Raw genomic sequence first — 16,403 nt, 5'->3', positions numbered from 1 at the left:
TTGAGAAGCGCGACCACATAACCGTTGCACGCGGTAGCCCATAACCTGCGCAAACAGAACAGCGCACCAAGCGAATGGGTGGAAGCGGCGTCAATTGACAATGAAAAAAGCCGGCGCTTTCGCGCCGGCTTCGAGGACTTGATATTTGTAAGCGTCAGGCTGCGCGTACGGCGTTCAGGAACTTGCTGACCTCGACCTTCAGACGCGTGCTGTCCGAGGACAGCGACTGCGCTGCAGAGAGCACCTGCGAGGATGCCGAGCCGGTCTCGCTGGCGCCACGCTGAACGTCGGTGATGTTCGACGAGACTTGCATGGTACCCTGCGCTGCCTGCTGGACGTTGCGGGAGATTTCCTGGGTCGCAGCGCCCTGCTCTTCCACCGCCGAGGCGATCGTCGAAGCGATCTCGGACATCCGGCCGATGGTGTCCCCGATCTCCTTGATCGCACCAACCGATTCCTGCGTCGCCGCCTGGATGCCGGAGATCTGCGTCGAGATCTCGCCGGTGGCTTTCGCCGTCTGCTCGGCCAGCGCCTTCACTTCCGATGCCACCACCGCGAAGCCACGACCGGCCTCGCCGGCACGCGCTGCTTCGATAGTTGCGTTGAGCGCCAGAAGATTGGTCTGGCCGGCGATGTTGTTGATCAGCTCGACGACGTCACCGATGCGAGCGGCCGCACTGGCAAGCGCGCTGACGCGATCGTTGGTCAGGCGTGCCTGATCGACGGCCTGATTGGCGATGCTGGCCGATTCCTGCACCTGGCGGCTGATTTCGTTCACCGACGAGGCCATCTCCTCGGTCGCCGAAGCAACCGACTGCACATTGGTCGAGGCTTCCTCCGAAGCGGCTGCCACGGTCGTTGTCAGCTCCTGCGAACGTTCGGCAGTCGCGGTCAACGTGCTGGCAGAGGCTTCCAGTTCGGTCGAAGCGGACGACACCGTCTCGACGATCTCGCCGATCATCGTTTCGAATTCGCGGGTGATGCTATCGACGCGGCGACCGCGCTCGATCTTGGCTTCTGCATCAGTTGCTGCTGCTTCGTCCGCGGCACGCTTGTCGATCAGCGCCTGCTTGAAGATCTGCAGCGCGTCTCCCATCGTGCCGATCTCGGTCTTCATGCCCTGATGCGGCACGACCGCGGTCAGATCGCCCTGGCCCAACGCCTGCATCGGCTTGACGATCGATGCGATGCCGCTGGAGACGTCCCGCACGAGGTAGATGCCGATGCCGATGCCGAGCAACGCCGAGACGACGAGGATTGCGACAACCATCATGAAGGCAGCATCGTAATTGGCGAGGGCGTCGGCACCGGCAGTATCGGATCCCCTGAGATTGAGCTCGATGTCCTTGTTCAGGACTTCGTCAGCTTTCAGGCCGATCGGATTCACGGTCTTCGTGTTCAACGCATTGGCTTCCTGTGGCATCTTGCCGGCGCTCTTGCGCGACAGATCCATCACATCGAGCGTGCCCTTCTTGTAGCTGTCCCAGAGCTTGCTCCATTCCTCGTAGAGCGCGCGCTCTTCCGGCGAGGTGATCAGCTTCTCATACTTCGCGCGGATAGCGGTGTTGCTCGCCACCACCGTCTCGAGCGTTTTCTCATTGGCCAGCTTCTCCTCCAACGTCTCGGACAGCATGTGCTGACGGATCACGTTGCGATAGGTGATGACGCCGGAGCGCAGATCGCCGAGGAAACGCACGCTTGGCAGCCAGCTGGTCTGGATATCCACCGCATTGGCGTTGATCGCCTGCATCTTGCGAACCGCGACCAGGCCCAGACCCGTCATCGCAAGCAGCAAAAATGAAAGAACAATGGTGATCTTGGCGCGAATAGACAGGCTGGCGAGCATGACGAAGGGTCCCTCGGTTTTCGACCGTTGGTCCGCAATGTGCGGGGTGTCGTGGAAATGAAGCAGTCAGCAGAAGTGCAATGGCAGAGCGACGAACACGGGGGTCGATGACTTTCTTGTTATCAAGTCCCGTTCCTGCAATTTGTAGGTATTATGTAAACCGTTGGTAAAGGTGCGACATTCTGACTGAACAAAAATGAATCGGAGCTCTCTTTTTCGATGGCCTGCAATATCAGCCAGTTAGCGACAAACATCTGAGGTTGATGGCTACAATTTCACTACTTGTGGGCGCGCAGCGGCGTAGTGTGGCGACGACGTATGGCCTCCGGCCAAAGCAGCGAATCAGAATCGCAACTTTTGGTTCCAGCCACCGATATTGCCGACCTGAAGTTTATCCATCGCTCAGCGCGAGAAGCGACGCGGCGTGCGAACACGACTGAGCGTGCTGGTTGGAGAATCAGAAGCAATCCGGTCCGGATATTTTCCAGTCAGATTATAGCCACCCAATTGCATCTCAATCCGAAGATAGTAGCTGCGCCCCGTGCCGGTTGATTTGGTAGGTCTGGGACGACATGCAGCTGGGACACCGGAACGTCCTACGATCGCCGGGCAGACTGGCTCTAGGCTGCGCCACAATCTTGATAAGAGTGCGTGCCCCCCCGCAACGGCGGCACAGCAACAGATTGACTGCTGGTAGTTTCGTTGCTCTCACATCGATACCTCCGCGGAGTGAAGTCATCGACTCAAGTCCGGTTGTCTTGCTCCGTTCCACAACTTTTACTATGCGGTACTCCGTTGCAGCGCTCCTGATGATCGCCCGGCAGCTTTCAGAGAGTTCCTTCGCCTCAGCTTGGAGCGGGCCGGTCATGGTGAAGGTGCGGCCCTCAAGTACCTTTCTGAACATGTTCCGGACGACATACTGCACCCAGTCGTCGTCACAGCGCTGGGCATTCATATCGAGCTGGTGTTCAGCGCAGCGCCTGGCTTGCTACTTTCCAGCAACGCGGAACCAAGCCACCTCGATCATCGCGTGCTCGTGAGAATGAGCAGCAATCCCGCCGTGCCAACCCGAGATGATCGCGGAAATCAATGAAGCTCAGCGGCAGCGCCACCGCGACATAATGGCACACCGTTGTCCCATCTGTCGGCGACGTCCTTCAAACGCAGGATGTCGAAATTTCCATGCCCGGCGATAACAAGCTTTAGGCTCGGCAGGTGACCTATGGCTCGGACTTATCTCCAACCAGAAGTGGTGGAACGACCGGCCGACCCGTTCGTCAACCAGAGGCTGCGGCCCTCATGGGCGCAGGGACGCGAGCCGACGATCTATCAAATCGTGCGGGATGCCCAGTCCACGAGTTTCAACACCCCCAACATGCCTGGAACCTCGGAGGAAGCCGACGATTTATCAAGGCTGCAGCGGTGCATTCAGGAAATAGAGAGCGCCACCGGGCTGGAGCTCTCGGTCGCACACTTCGCGCTCGATATGACAGCCGCGGAGATGGTCAAGGCGATTGTGTCCGGGAAGGCAACCGCCAAAGCCGTGGGCGTGCAAGCCGATCTGCGTCCCATCCTGTTCCTGTTGCCGGGGTCCCTCGGTTACGGTCCGAGCATGGCCGCTTTTGCAGCGGGGCTCGGCAAGATCGCCCGGGTCGTCCCGATCAAATACCCCGACCTGGGGAGCATCCTCGCCGGAAATAACACGGTCGCCTCCATGGCAGATGCGGCGGTGGAGCAAATCCGCCGGAGCCAACCCGTCGGACATGTTCGCCTTCTCGGCCATTCCCTTGGTGGTGTGGTGGCATTCGAAGTTGCGGCGCGGCTGCTGGAAGCACGGCGGTCCATCAAGTTCCTGGGGATTCTCGATACAGCGATTATCAACGAGGGCCGCGATTACCGGGAGACGCTAGCCCGAACGTTGCGGCGGCTCCGCGCCAATCGTGTGAACATTTCGCGAATAGCCTGCCGAGCACTCGCAAAGGTTACGGCAGCAATCGGTGGCGAGGCCCCCCTTACCTGGATGCTTCATCGCTATGCGCGAGGGAAGTTCAACGCCACCTGCTTCCGAATTAGGCTTGAGCTGCAAGAGGTGTTGCGGTCGCGAGCTTTCTACCAATGGCTGGCGTCGCCCAGGCCGTCTTTGCCGATCGGAGCTACACTGTTTCGCTGCAACCGAGATGGAGCGCCGCAATCGCTCGGCTGGGATTGCTCACTCGCAAGCCTGGACGTGATCCCCGTCGCAGGCACGCATATCGAGCTCGTCGTCGAGCCCTACCTCGCCACCAACCTCCCCTTGGTCGAGAGTGCGGTCGTGCAAACCTACACGCCGGCCGAATTTTGCAAGCGGAAAGCGCTGTCATGACCCTTGCTGCGCACATTCCGGCTGCGCGGGAGTTTGGCAACAACGTATTGGCGCTCGATCCCGCTGCCGAAGTCGAGAAGATTGTCCAGACGCTACGCCAACAGGTCTTGAGCGTGTTGGGGCGCCGCGGCGCTGTCGTTGGTCTTTCCGGCGGCATCGACAGCTCCGTCGTCGCGGCGTTGTGCGTGCGTGCATTCGGCAACGACAAGGTCTTGGGTATCTTCATGCCCGAGCACCATTCTTCGGACGATTCGCTGAGGCTCGGCCGCAGTTGGGCGGCGCAGCTTGGCATCGATACTGTGTTGGAAGACATATCGCCCGCCCTCGAGGGGCTCGGCGCCTATCGCCGGCAGATCGAGGCAATCCGGACTGTCGTTCCCGAATATGACGACGGCTGGAAATGCAAGCTGGTGCTACCGTCGGTTTTCGCGAGCAACGGATTGAATATCACCCGTCTCACGGTTCAGAGCCGCGACGGCAGCACCCGCACCGTTCGTCTTTCGTCAAACGCCTATCTCCAGATCGTCGCCGCGACCAATTTCAAGCAGCGTGTCCGCAAGATGACGGAGTACTACCACGCCGACCGCCTCCGATACGCGGTCGCCGGCACACCGAACCGTCTCGAGCACGACCTGGGCTTTTTCGTCAAGCAGGGCGACGGAATTGCGGACGTGATGCCGATCGCTCATCTCTACAAGACACAGGTCTATCAGCTCGCGGAATATCTCGAGGTCGAGGAGGAGATCCAGCGCAGGCCACCGACCACGGATACGTTCTCGATGCCGCAGAGCCAGGAGGAGTTCTATTTTGCGCTACCTTATCACCAGATGGATCTGTGCCTTTACGCGGTGAATCACGGGGTTCCGTCAGACGAAGTCGCAGAGGCTATCGGACTGACAGCAGCCCAGGTCGATTTGGTATTCAGGGATATTGACGCCAAGCGTCGTGTCACGCGCTACCTCCACGCACGACCCCTGCTCGTCACTCAAGTGTTCGAGGACTAACCTGCATGTGCGGTGTCGCGGGCATAGTGTCAGTAACCGCCGCCGCAGGGCCCCCCTCCCGCGAAGCCTTGATGCGCATGCTCGGCGCGCTCGCCCATCGCGGCCCGGACGAGCGCGGCCTATACCGGGACGAACGCGCGGGATTGGCACATGCCCGCTTGTCCATCATCGACATTTCGAGCGGTCAACAGCCTCTCGCGGACGCGAGCGGCACGACGTGGATCGTGTTCAACGGCGAAATCTTCAACTACGTTGAGTTGCGTGAGAAGCTGATCCTGCTTGGTTACAGGTTCCGGACCCGCAGCGACACGGAGGTTATCGTCAACGCCTATCGAGCCTGGGGCGAGGACGCCTTTGAGCGGATGACCGGACAGTGGGCGCTCGCGATCTGGGACTCGGTAGCCCGTCGTCTGGTGTTGGCGCGCGATCGCACCGGCATTTGCCCTTTGCATTTCTGCGAGCGCGAAGGTCGACTGTATTTCGCCAGCGAAGTGAAGGCCATCTTCGCGGCGGATGCAGCGATTCCCCGCACCTTCGATCCAGCCGGCATCGATCAGACATTCACTCTCTGGACCGTTGTGGCGCCGCAGAGCGTGTTTCAAGGGATCAAGGAGCTCGTCCCGGGACATTTCCGCATTTATGAAAACGGCAACGTTCGCGAGAAAGCGTTCTGGAAGCCGCGATATCCCCAATTGTCCAGTTCGCCCGACGGCCAGTTTGCCGGTTCACTCGACGATGCCGTGAAGCAGGTGCGCAGCGCTTTGGAATCCGCGACGTCGCTTCGAATGGTGCGCTCCGACGTAAGCGTCGGCAGCTATTTGTCCGGCGGGCTCGACAGTTCGCTTATTGCGGCAATGGGATGCCACTTTGCCGGCGAACGCTTCCAAACTTTCTCACTGCGTTTCGCTGACGCCGAATATGATGAGACCGACTTCCAGCGACTGGTTGCCCGTGTCACCGGGAGTGAGCACCATGAAGTGGTGGTCTCGCGCAGCGACATCGCCGAGATTTTTCCGCAGGTCATCTATCACACCGAGCGTCCGATCTTGAGAACGGCGCCGGCGCCGTTGTTCCTGCTGTCGCGCCTGGTGCGCGCCTGCGGCGTCAAGGTTGTGCTGTCCGGCGAAGGCGCCGACGAAATGTTTGCCGGCTACGATCTCTTTCGCGAAGGCAAGGTCCGCCGGTTCTGGGGTCGGCAACCTGCGTCGACACGCCGCGCGCGACTGCTTGAGCGTCTCTACCCTTATCTCACACGCTCGCCGGTACGGCAGCAGGCGATGGCCCGGCAGTTTTTCGGGCGCAATCTGTCGGAGCACGCCGCGCCGGGCTTCGCGCATGACACCCGCTGGCGAACGACCAGCGGCATCAAACGACTGTTCTCCAGCGACATGAGCGCGGAGTCGGCGAGGCACGATGCGGTTTCCGAGTTGATCGCCGGTCTACCTCCGGAATTCACGCAATGGAGCTCCCTTGCGCAGGATGAATATCTTGAAATCCAAACACTGCTGTCGGGATATCTCCTGTCCTCTCAGGGCGATCGAATGCTCATGGCTCATTCGGTTGAAGGTCGCTTTCCTTTCCTTGACGAGGACGTGGTCGCGCTGGCGAATTCGCTGCCGCCCACCTACAAGCTCCGCGTCCTTGACGAGAAGCACGTTCTGAAGCGCGTCGCAGAGCCGATCGTGCCGTCGGAGATCATCGCCCGCAAGAAGCAGCCATTCCGCGCGCCCGACGCTCTCTGTTTCGTTGGCCGCGATACGCCCGCCTATATCGACGACGCGCTTTCGGAAACGGCTATTCGCGAAGCAAACGTCTTCGATCCTGACGCGGTCGCGCGCCTGCGGAGCAAGTGCCGGACACAGGCAGCAACCGGCAACGGCGATCTCTCGAACTCCGACAACATGGCGATGGTCGGCGTGCTATCGACCCAGCTCCTGCACCAACAATTCATCGCAAGCCGTCCTGGTGGGCGCCACGCTCTGGAGCTGACCGTCGATATCGATCGCGAGCACCGGGTTGAGGGAGCCCTTTCCTGATGCATGGTCCTGTACCGCTCCTGCACGATTACCTCATCCACTCCGCCCGTCATCTCGGTGGAAAGGTGGCGCTGGTGTGCGGCAAGCATCGCGTCAGCTATGGTGAGATCGAGGCACGCTCCAACGCAATCGCGAATTATCTGGTCGCAAGCGGAGTCGAACGTGGCGATCGGGTGATTATCTTCGCCGACAACACTGTCGAGACCGTCGTCAGTTTCTGGGCCGTGCTGAAGGCGAATGCCGTGGTGTGCATCGTCAATCCGCTCACCAAGCGCGACAAGCTTGGCTACCTGCTCAATGATTGCCAGCCGACGGCGCTTATCACCGACAAACATCTCTTGCCGATATTCAAGGAGCCCGCGCAGGCATGCCCGTCATTGCGCCGAGTGATCGTTTCCGGGCCCGTCGACGATGTCGAACTGACGGGGCTGCCCCATGCGGTACGCTGGAGCGCGGCAGGCGCCGCCAGCCACGACGTAGCTCCCGCGCGCCGCTGCATCGATATCGATCTCGCGGCCATCGTGTACACCTCCGGATCGACGGGCGATCCCAAGGGCGTGATGCTAACGCACCGGAACATGCTGAGCGCGTGCACGTCGATCGCCTCATATCTCGCGCTACGCGAAGACGAGGTCATTTTGAATGTCCTGCCGCTTGCCTTCGATTACGGCCTGTATCAAATGATCATGGCGTTTCGCACGGGCGCGCGGCTGGTCCTCGAACGGTCGTTCGCCTTTCCGGCACAGATTCTCGGGCTTATCGCCGAGGAGCGAGTAACCGGCCTGCCCGGCGTGCCGACGATCTTCTCGACGCTGTCGGGGCTCAAGTCGATAAAGGAGCACGATCTCTCGAGTATCCGCTATGTCACGAACACCGGAGCTGCGCTGCCGATGAAGCACATTCGTCTGCTGCAGGATCTATTCCCGGATGCCCGCATTTATTCCATGTACGGCCTCACTGAATGCAAGCGCTGCACCTTTCTGCCCCCGGAGGATATCGATCGAAAGCCGCTCAGCGTCGGGATCGCCATCCCGAATACCGAGATGTGGATTGTCGACGAGCGCGACAGACGCGTGGGCCCCGACGTGGTCGGCCAGCTTGTCATTCGCGGCGCGACGGTGATGCGAGGCTATTGGGGCAAGCCAGAAGCCACGGCCAGAAAACTCAAGCCTGGTCCGCTGCCAGGCGAGCAGGTTCTGTACACCGGTGACTACTGCCGGATGGACGCGGAAGGCTACCTCTACTTCGTTGGCCGCAGCGACGAGATCATAAAGTCCCGAGGCGAGAAGATCGCTCCCAAGGAAGTGGAGAACGTGCTGATGGATATTCCGGGCGTGAGGGAAGCCGCGGTTATTGGCGTTCCCGACGAGCTCCTCGGGCAGGCAGTTAAGGCGTTTGTCGTTATCGAGCAGGGAACAACACTGAGCGAGAAGCAGATTCAGAAAGAGTGCCAGCGACGTCTCGAAAGCTTCATGGTGCCGAAGTGTATTGTGGTCGTGCCTAGCCTGCCGCGAACGAATACAGCGAAACTCAACAAGAGAGCACTGCAGGAGTCGATTTCCGAATGATCCGATCGTGACTTTTCTTTACGCATTGGAGTTGAAACATGTTGCTAGTCAGGGAACCACTCGAGACCTATCGAAGGCAAGTTCGTGATTTCTTGCTGTCGAACTTCTACATTGCTGAAGCGAACTCGCTTGAGGTCGATACATCGCTACTCGACCAGGGCGTCATCGACTCGACCGGAGTGCTCGAGGTCATCGGGTTCATCGAGGAGACCTTCGGCATCACGGTCGAAGATAGCGAGCTCTTGCCTGAGAACCTGGATTCCATCGAGGGAATTTCACGCTTCGTCATGAGCAAGAAGAGCTGATGTTTGCCTGCAGCGTCCAGACCGCGTCACGAACGCCACCGTAGCGGTTCAGGTTGTTGCGCCTTTGCGGTATCCCATAACGACGCGGCCTTCGCCCGTTTCGTTCGTCACCACGCTGATGCTCTCGTAGCTCTTGTTGCGCTCAAGAAGGGTTGTCACCTGTCGCTCCTGACCGGAGCCGACCTCGAACAAGAGGATGCCGCCCGGCCGCAAATATCGGACTGCGTCCTTCGTAACCCGCATATGGATGCTAAGTCCGTAAGGACCGGCTGCGAATGCCTCACGTGGTTCGAGTTCGAGCAAGGGGGCCCGGTCGCCTCTGAGCCGCGTTTCCGAAATATAGGGTGGGTTGCAGACGATCAGGTCGATGGTCCCATCCAGCGACAGACCTGAAAAAGCGTCGAACAGATCGCCCTGAAGCACCGACATGCGTTGCGTGAGTTCGTGATAGGCGACATTGCGACGTGCGACAGTGACACATCCATCGGTTAGGTCGCTCGCCCAGACGCTTGCGTCGGGGATCTTGAGAGCGATGGCGCATGCCAGATTGCCTGCGCCGCAGCACATGTCGATCACCCGCGGCTCCGCCACGTTTAACTGACGCAGAGCATCGATAGCGCTCGCGCAAAGCAATTCGGTTTCCGGCCGGGGGACGAGCGCACCGGGTGCGACCAGCAACTCTATTCCCATAAATAGTGTGCGTCCCTTATCGTAAGCTTTGGCGACGTTGATCACTTCGCTCATTGCGGTCACCCTGCCTGGACGTTGCGCGATAACTGTTGCATGCGGCGTGATCATGCACCGGACAGAACCATGCCCTGTCCATGTGGCAATGGCGGTAGTCACAATGAGGTAGATGGGCCGATAGCGGCAATGCAGTTGTTTTCGGCAGCGCTCCTTACGCATTTTGGCGATGCGGCACCCCACCGGCTGCGTGGTCATCCGACGACGCAGACCTCACTCTGACTTCGGCCACTTCGAGGCTGCGTGGTATTTGCCTGTCCCGCTTTTCAAGTTCTCATGAACGGGGCCGCGGCGATCCGGCACCCTGTCCGGCGGGCTAACGATTCGTGACGATGGCTTCCTTGGCCGTTTGCTGCTATGGCGCTCTTGGTATCAACGAGGCTGAGGCCTTACGTTGTTTTTTATATTGTCCAAGACTCTTGGCAACGCACTTGCGCCGGTCAATTTCCTGATCGGCCTCGGCGTGCTCGGCGCGATCCTTTCGGCAACACGGCTTTCTTCGCTTGGCCGCGGGCTTATGATCACAGCCGCCGTGCTGCTAGTGGTGGCCGCGTTTTCACCGGCTGGAAGATTGCTGCTCTATCCGCTTGAATCGCGCTTCCCGCCATGGGATGCGGGACAGCGTGCGCCTGACGGCATCATCGTGCTCGGCGGCTCGATCGACGCCGATGTTTCGCTTGCGCGTGACACGCCGGTCGTCCGTCGCTCGCCCGACCGCATCATCGCAGCCGCAGCGCTGGCGCGACAATATCCGAATGCACGCGTGGTGTTCACCGGCGGCAGTCCGAGGCTGGTGTCGGATGCCAGAGAGGCCGATTACGCCGCCGCGCTCTTCGCTAGCCTTGGAGTCGACAAATCGCGGTTGATCATGGAGCGGCAATCGCGCAACACGCATGAGAACGCCGAGTTCACCAAGGCGCTCGTGGCGCCGACGCCGGGCGAGCGCTGGATTCTGGTGACATCAGCGTTCCATATGCCGCGATCGATTGGCCTGTTTCGCAAAGCCGGATTTCCGGTCGAGGCTTATCCGGTCGACTGGTGGGTCGGCGGTCGGCGCGACGCACTTTCCTTCACCACCCTCGCCCTTGGCGGGCTGTCGCGGACCGACATTGCGGTGCGCGAATGGTTTGGGCTCATTGCCTATCGAGCCACGGGGCGGATCGACGACTTGCTGCCCGGCCCCGATGCACATTGATTCTCCGGGCCCGAGATATGCAGGCGGCAAGCGCCCCAAGCCATCGGAAGCCAAAGGCCACGTATGGCCACGCCGCCGCAGGTACCGACCGGACGCCATTCGAGCCTCGTGTGGGCCATTGTTGTGGACCACCGGATTTTCTCGAAACGACTGCGGGTTAGAAGTCTTTGATCTGCGAAGGGAAATTCTAGTGTGGCTGGGGAACTAGGATTCGAACCTAGACAAACAGAGTCAGAGTCTGTTGTGCTACCGTTACACCATTCCCCAAACGATTCAGAGACTTACGTAAAAATCCAGTCTGGAATCGGTCGGAACAGAGATGCTCATCTCGTTCGGGCGCGTTCTAGCCCGTCCGCCGGACAAAGCGCAAGGCCTCTGGACGGAAATGACGGCTCATTGACACCACTGGTAATGGACAGGCCACGCAGACGCGGCCTGTCCGGTCGCCTTGCCTATTCGCCCGGCCCACCGACCGGGATGGCCATAGGCTCCGGCGCCAGGCGCCTGCTGAGCGCCAGATAGACGCCGCCGCCCACGACGATGCCGGCCAGCCAGCTCAGATCCGCGCCGCCGAGAAGGTTGATCGAGATCGGCCCCTGCAACGCAGGCACCAGACCATCCTGGAACAGCCAGGTGGCGATCAGTCCGGCGAAGAACGCGATCATGCCGCTCCAGTTGATATCGCCATAGATGCTGGTCTCCGGCGACTTGTAGAGTTCGGCGATATCGATCTGGCTCTTCCGCCTGACGAAGAAGTCGGCCAATACCACCCCGGCATAGGGACTCATCCACATCAGCAGGCTGATCAGCCAGTTGTCGAACGCCTTGGCGAAAGACGGCGCGAAGATGAAATACACTGTCACCGCATAGCCGGCGACGCCGACGATCAGCGCCAGCATCGTCCGCGAGAAGCGGACACCCATGCTGAGCGCCGCCAGCGCAGACGAATAGACGTTGAGGATATTGGTGGCGATCGGCCCGTGCAGGACCAGCAGCAGCACGAGAATGCTGGCGATGCCACCGAACACTGCCGACACCATCTTGGCCGGATCGGTGTCCAGCGTCACCGACGCGATGGTGGCGCCGAGAATGGCCAGCCACACCGACGGCACGAACATGCCGACGTAGCTGTACCAGAACACGGCCTTCGACGAGGTCGAACGTGGCACGAAGCGCGAATAGTCCGACGCCCAGGTCACCCAGGAAATGCCCCAGCCCACGCCGACGGCGGTCATCAGCAGCGACAGCATCGCCAGATGCGGGCCCGGTGGCAGCGACGTGGTGTGATTCCAGTTGACGACACCGGGCTGGCTCCAGGCCAGCACGCTCATCAGCACCATGATCACCACCGTGACTGGCACGGTGTATTTCTCGAAGGTGCGGATCGCATAGAAACCATAGGTGCCGATCACCACCTGCGTCACCATCACGATGGTGATCACCACGAGATTGGCGAACCAGCTATCCGCGATGCCGAACTGGCCGAGAATGGCCATGGAGATTTTGACCGGGAAATAGGTGTTCACGCCGATCCAGCCGAGCGTCATCAGGAACATCAACAGGCTCGGCAGATAGGCGCCGCGGCGTCCGAAGGCCGAGCGCGCGAGGACCATCTGGTTGACGCCGGTCTTGTGGCCCATGACCGTGAAGGCGGCGAAGATCGCGGAGCCCGCCGCATTGCCGATGACGATGACCGCGATCGTCTCCCACAGACCGAGCTTGAGAATGATACCAAGGGCGCCGAGCGCCCAGTTCACCGGCGCGATATTGGCGCCCGCCCAGATCCACATCTGCTGCGGCCCGGTGGAATCCCGGTCGGCATCGGGGATCGGTTCGATACTGTGGATGTCTGCCCGCAACTCAGAGTTAGTCATGCTCGCCCCCACGTCAGAAACAACCTGAGGTCAACAAAGCAAGACGCGTACCAATCCCGGCAGAGCGGCTTGCTACTTGTGGGGCACCGGCGGCGTTCCATGGGTGTGGAACGACTCGATGGTCTTGAGGCCCCAGGCCTGCCCCTTCTTGCGCTCCTCCTCGGTCCAGACGATCGGCTTCCAGTCCGGCGCCAGGATCAGCCGTGCGCCGGCATTCGCGACTTCGACGCGGTTGCCGCCGGGCTCGTAGACATAGAGGAAGAAGGTCTGCTGGATCGCATGTTTGTGCGGTCCGGTCTCGATGAACACGCCATTTTCCAGGAAGATATCGGCCGCGCGCAGAATGTCTTCGCGGCTGTCCAGCGCGTAGGTGACGTGGTGAAAGCGCCCCTTGGTGCCGGAGTGATCGCGCGAATAGGCGAAGTCGTAGCTCTTGTTCGACATGGTCATCCACATCGCCGCTTCCGTGCCGTCTTTGAGCACGATCTGCTCGGTCAGCCGGAGCCCCATATAGTGCTCGAAAAACTCGCGGTTGGCCTTGATATCCACCGCAAGGCAGTTGAGGTGATCGAGCCGCCGCACATTGATGCCGCGCGCCGGATAGCGCTGCGCCTGATTTTTAAGCGCCGGCTTGAGTTCCGGCGGCGCCTCGTACCATTCGGTCTCGTAATAGAGTTCGACGATATGTCCGTCCGGGTCGCGGCAGCGAAATGCCGGCCCGTGGCCGAGGTCACCGTCGGTCCAGCCGATATCGTAGCCGGAGCCCTTCAGCGCTGCGACGCGGCGCTCCAGCGCCTGCGGGCTGCGGGCCCGCAGCGCCATGTGTTCCATACCCGACGTGTTCGACGCCGTCAGCTTCAGCGAATAGCGCTCATAGTCGTCCCAGCCACGCAGATAGACCGACTCGCCTTGCCGACCCGACACGGTCATGCCCATCACGTCGACGAAGAATTTGAGACTCTCGTCCGGCTTCGGCGTCAGCAATTCGAGATGGCCGAGATGCGCGAGATCGAAAATGGGTTCGGGAGTCATTGGTCGTTTCCTCCAGTATTCTAGTCGAGCTTACTCGATCCCCTCATGGTGAGGAGCGCGTCTTCGCGCGTCTCGAACCATGAGGAATTGGGCGCTCATCCTTCGAGACGCGGTCGAAGACGACCGCTCCTCAGGATGAGGGCGACGGCGCGCTATCGCAACGCGCGCGTCACGTCGTCGAACAGCTCATCAACGCTGAACCTGCGCGGGATCAGCCCCTGCTGCGCAGAATAGTCTGTAATGAGAGCCAGCGAACGATTCATGGCATCCGCATCGAAAGACAGGCTCTTGCCGGCTGCCGCCGCCCTGCTCGCCTCCAGCATACGGTGGACTTCGCGCACGACGTCGGGCCGCGTATCGGACAATTGCTTGCTGACCACCACCATATGGTTGATCGGTACCACGCCATGCCTGGCCAGCCAGGCTTTCTCTGCAGCGGCTACGTCGGGGAATAGTTGCGCCACCCGTGGATCGTCGCTCTTCTCGCCGAGCACGGCGTCCAGTTCGCCGTCGAACAACATCTGCATGATCGCCTTGCCGGCAGGTGCCTTGGTGGTGCTGTCGACATATTCAGCGACATGCGGCTCCTCGAAGGTGATCCATTCGATCGCATCGAGATTGACGCCGTGGTCATTGGCGAGTATGCCGCGCAGCCACGCGCCCGTTGTCGTCGTAAACGATCGAATACCGACGCGCTTGCCTTCAAGATCCTTAGGTCCGGCAATACCAGCCCCGGGGCTCGTGACCGCGAAGCCAAACTGATGCCGCGCCATCATCACATCAGGCAGCAGCACCATCGGCTTGTCGTAGCTCCTGGCCATCAGATAGGTGACGATGGCCATTTCGGCGATGTCGAAGGCCCCGTCGCGCACCATGGGCTTGAAGCCCTTGTTGGTGGGCTTGTAGTCCGCGAAGTCCAGTTCGACGAGATCAGACGTGATCGCGCCGGATTTCAACGCAGCCGTATGCGGATGATCGCCGAGCAGAATACGAAGCCGCATGCCAGCCTCCTCCCCGCTCAGGCCTGATCGGGATCGTCGACGTAAACCAGACCCGCTTTGGCGAGCGGCTCCCGCATATTGTACATGTCGAGGCCGAGAATACCGGAAGCCAGCTTCTGCCGCTTGGCGTCCTCTTCGGCAAAACGCTTCTCGCCCTTCACCGCAACCTCCGCAGCATGTTTGCGCGGGATCACCACGACGCCGTCTTCATCGGCGACGATGACATCACCCGGCGTCACCTGCGCACCGGCGCAGACCACCGGCACGTTCACCGCGCCGAGCGTCGCCTTGACCGTCCCCTTCGCCGAGATCGCGCGCGACCACACCGGAAAGCCCATCTCGCGCAGCGTCTTGATATCGCGGCAGCCGGCATCGATGATCAGGCCAACACCGCCGCGCGCCTTCAGCGACGTCGCGAGCAGATCGCCGAACATGCCGTCGGTGTTGTCCGTCGTGCAGGCCACCACCAGCATGTCGCCGGGTTTGCACTGCTCGATGGCCACATGCAGCATCCAGTTGTCACCGGGCTGCGCCAGCACCGTCACCGCGGTGCCGGCGGCCTCTGCGCCGGACCACACCGGCCGCATATAGGTCTTCATCAGGCCAAAGCGGCCATAGGCCTCGTGCACCGTGGAGACGCCGAGCGCGCCGAGCCGCTGCACGACGTCGGCATCCGCGCGTTGAATATTCCTGACGACGACGGGTTTCATGCCAGCGTCTCCACGGTCATCGGGAACAGGCGCTGATAGGCTTCGCCATAGGTCATGGCCGCGCCGGTGTTGCGGCCACCCTGCATGCCGCGCTGCAAGGCCACCCGCTCGTAATAGGCCCAGAGGTGTTTTTGCGCAGCGAGAATTTCGAACGTCTTGCGCTTGATGTCCCAGACCTCATCGATGTTGAGGATCACCTGCGGCTTGAAATTGCACATCTCCGGCTGATGCGGCTCGAACAGGAACACCGGCGGCGCGGAGTAGCTGTATTCCGCTTCAGGCTTGTGCCCCATCGCCTGCGCGATGATGCGGGCTTCCTGTGCGGCGGCGGTCGCCGCGGGATGATCGACATTGTAGGGATCTTCGAGCGAATGCGTCAGTACGAAGCTTGGATTGAGCTCCCGATAGATATCGATCAGCCGCTCCTTGTGTGCTTCGGTCAGATGCAACGGATAATCACCGGCATCGAAGAATTCGATCTCGGCGCCGAGCGACGCCGCCGCGCGCTCGGCTTCGTCCTTCCGGCCAGCCTTGACCTTGTCGAGCGTCATACCCGCCTGCTTCCAGGCAAATTGCGACTCGCCGCGTTCGCCATATGCGAGACAGACGATCTTGACGCGATAGCCCTTCTTGGCATGCAGCGCGATGGCGCCGCCGGCGCGCCAGACGAAATCGCCGGGATGGGCTGAGACCACGAGGCCGGTCTTGGCTTTGGACATCGGATGT

At 60.7% G+C, this 16,403-nt stretch carries 13 protein-coding genes and 1 tRNA gene; 6 read left to right on the top strand and 8 right to left on the bottom strand.

Annotated elements, in window-relative coordinates:
* Positions 1–154: 154 nt before the first annotated feature.
* Positions 155–1,846 carry a methyl-accepting chemotaxis protein gene (locus AB7813_RS01625; RefSeq protein ID WP_439063628.1) on the bottom strand — a complete coding sequence of 564 codons (1,692 nt, stop codon included), beginning with the start codon at positions 1,844–1,846 and terminating at the stop codon, positions 155–157.
* Positions 1,847–3,068: 1,222 nt separating this feature from the next.
* Between AB7813_RS01625 and AB7813_RS01620 the strand changes: the two genes are divergently transcribed.
* The 5 genes from AB7813_RS01620 to AB7813_RS01600 are packed head-to-tail and all read left to right on the top strand — an operon-like array spanning position 3,069 to position 9,121.
* On the top strand, positions 3,069–4,208 hold the full coding sequence (locus tag AB7813_RS01620; protein ID WP_175367357.1) for a thioesterase domain-containing protein: 1,140 nt from the start codon (positions 3,069–3,071) through the stop codon (positions 4,206–4,208).
* On the top strand, positions 4,205–5,212 hold the full coding sequence (gene nadE, locus AB7813_RS01615; RefSeq protein WP_439083603.1) for an NAD(+) synthase: 1,008 nt from the start codon (positions 4,205–4,207) through the stop codon (positions 5,210–5,212). Before AB7813_RS01620 ends, nadE begins: the two co-directional genes overlap by 4 nt.
* A gap of 5 nt (positions 5,213–5,217) precedes the next feature.
* Positions 5,218–7,248 carry an asparagine synthase (glutamine-hydrolyzing) gene (gene asnB, locus AB7813_RS01610; RefSeq protein WP_439063626.1) on the top strand — a complete coding sequence of 677 codons (2,031 nt, stop codon included), beginning with the start codon at positions 5,218–5,220 and terminating at the stop codon, positions 7,246–7,248.
* Positions 7,248–8,816, top strand: a complete 1,569-nt coding sequence (locus AB7813_RS01605; protein ID WP_439063625.1) for a class I adenylate-forming enzyme family protein — start codon at positions 7,248–7,250, stop codon at positions 8,814–8,816. Before asnB ends, AB7813_RS01605 begins: the two co-directional genes overlap by 1 nt.
* Before the next feature lie 38 nt (positions 8,817–8,854).
* Positions 8,855–9,121 (top strand): acyl carrier protein, encoded by a 267-nt coding sequence (locus AB7813_RS01600; protein ID WP_439063624.1) that lies wholly within the window; start codon positions 8,855–8,857, stop codon positions 9,119–9,121.
* Positions 9,122–9,169: 48 nt separating this feature from the next.
* Here AB7813_RS01600 and AB7813_RS01595 read toward each other — a convergent pair whose 3' ends face one another.
* The gene (locus tag AB7813_RS01595; RefSeq protein WP_439063623.1) at positions 9,170–9,865 is read right to left on the bottom strand and encodes a N5-glutamine methyltransferase family protein; all 696 of its coding nucleotides are present in this window, start codon (positions 9,863–9,865) and stop codon (positions 9,170–9,172) included.
* Positions 9,866–10,259: 394 nt separating this feature from the next.
* On the opposite strand from AB7813_RS01595, the gene AB7813_RS01590 reads away from it, so the two are divergent.
* On the top strand, positions 10,260–11,060 hold the full coding sequence (locus AB7813_RS01590) for a YdcF family protein (protein WP_439063622.1): 801 nt from the start codon (positions 10,260–10,262) through the stop codon (positions 11,058–11,060).
* Between the two features lie 193 nt (positions 11,061–11,253).
* Here the strand turns inward: AB7813_RS01590 and AB7813_RS01585 are convergent.
* From AB7813_RS01585 to AB7813_RS01560, 6 genes are all read right to left on the bottom strand, one after another.
* Positions 11,254–11,327: transfer RNA gene (locus tag AB7813_RS01585), tRNA-Gln, on the bottom strand.
* 185 nt (positions 11,328–11,512) lie between these two features.
* On the bottom strand, positions 11,513–12,934 hold the full coding sequence (locus AB7813_RS01580) for a purine-cytosine permease family protein (RefSeq protein WP_439063621.1): 1,422 nt from the start codon (positions 12,932–12,934) through the stop codon (positions 11,513–11,515).
* 72 nt (positions 12,935–13,006) lie between these two features.
* A complete protein-coding gene (locus AB7813_RS01575) occupies positions 13,007–13,966 on the bottom strand; it encodes a catechol 2,3-dioxygenase (RefSeq protein WP_439063620.1) in 960 nt (319 codons plus the stop codon).
* 152 nt (positions 13,967–14,118) lie between these two features.
* Positions 14,119–14,967, bottom strand: a complete 849-nt coding sequence (locus tag AB7813_RS01570) for an ABC transporter substrate-binding protein (protein WP_439083604.1) — start codon at positions 14,965–14,967, stop codon at positions 14,119–14,121.
* Positions 14,968–14,984: 17 nt separating this feature from the next.
* The gene (locus tag AB7813_RS01565; RefSeq protein WP_089267178.1) at positions 14,985–15,677 is read right to left on the bottom strand and encodes a 4-carboxy-4-hydroxy-2-oxoadipate aldolase/oxaloacetate decarboxylase; all 693 of its coding nucleotides are present in this window, start codon (positions 15,675–15,677) and stop codon (positions 14,985–14,987) included.
* Positions 15,674–16,396: a PIG-L deacetylase family protein gene (locus AB7813_RS01560; protein WP_089267177.1), complete on the bottom strand. Its 723-nt coding sequence runs from the start codon at positions 16,394–16,396 to the stop codon at positions 15,674–15,676. The genes AB7813_RS01565 and AB7813_RS01560 overlap by 4 nt, the downstream gene beginning before the upstream one ends.
* Between the last annotated feature and the right edge of the window lie 7 nt (positions 16,397–16,403).

It is taken from the genome of Tardiphaga sp. 20_F10_N6_6, from assembly GCF_052076045.1.
Taxonomy (GTDB): Bacteria; Pseudomonadota; Alphaproteobacteria; order Rhizobiales; family Xanthobacteraceae; genus Tardiphaga; species Tardiphaga robiniae.
The sequence above is the reverse complement of the archived record's forward strand: the minus strand, read 5'-3'. Positions and strand labels throughout refer to the sequence as shown.

Bases quoted from the DNA above. Each gene is read 5' to 3' on its own strand.
- AB7813_RS01625 (WP_439063628.1), bottom strand. From the start codon at position 1,846: ATGCTCGCCAGCCTGTCTATTCGCGCCAAGATCACCATTGTTCTTTCA.
- AB7813_RS01620 (WP_175367357.1), top strand. From the start codon at position 3,069: ATGGCTCGGACTTATCTCCAACCAGAAGTGGTGGAACGACCGGCCGAC.
- nadE (WP_439083603.1), top strand. From the start codon at position 4,205: ATGACCCTTGCTGCGCACATTCCGGCTGCGCGGGAGTTTGGCAACAAC.
- asnB (WP_439063626.1), top strand. From the start codon at position 5,218: ATGTGCGGTGTCGCGGGCATAGTGTCAGTAACCGCCGCCGCAGGGCCC.
- AB7813_RS01605 (WP_439063625.1), top strand. From the start codon at position 7,248: ATGCATGGTCCTGTACCGCTCCTGCACGATTACCTCATCCACTCCGCC.
- AB7813_RS01600 (WP_439063624.1), top strand. From the start codon at position 8,855: ATGTTGCTAGTCAGGGAACCACTCGAGACCTATCGAAGGCAAGTTCGT.
- AB7813_RS01595 (WP_439063623.1), bottom strand. From the start codon at position 9,865: ATGAGCGAAGTGATCAACGTCGCCAAAGCTTACGATAAGGGACGCACA.
- AB7813_RS01580 (WP_439063621.1), bottom strand. From the start codon at position 12,934: ATGACTAACTCTGAGTTGCGGGCAGACATCCACAGTATCGAACCGATC.
- AB7813_RS01575 (WP_439063620.1), bottom strand. From the start codon at position 13,966: ATGACTCCCGAACCCATTTTCGATCTCGCGCATCTCGGCCATCTCGAA.
- AB7813_RS01570 (WP_439083604.1), bottom strand. From the start codon at position 14,967: ATGCGGCTTCGTATTCTGCTCGGCGATCATCCGCATACGGCTGCGTTG.
- AB7813_RS01565 (WP_089267178.1), bottom strand. From the start codon at position 15,677: ATGAAACCCGTCGTCGTCAGGAATATTCAACGCGCGGATGCCGACGTC.
- AB7813_RS01560 (WP_089267177.1), bottom strand. From the start codon at position 16,396: ATGTCCAAAGCCAAGACCGGCCTCGTGGTCTCAGCCCATCCCGGCGAT.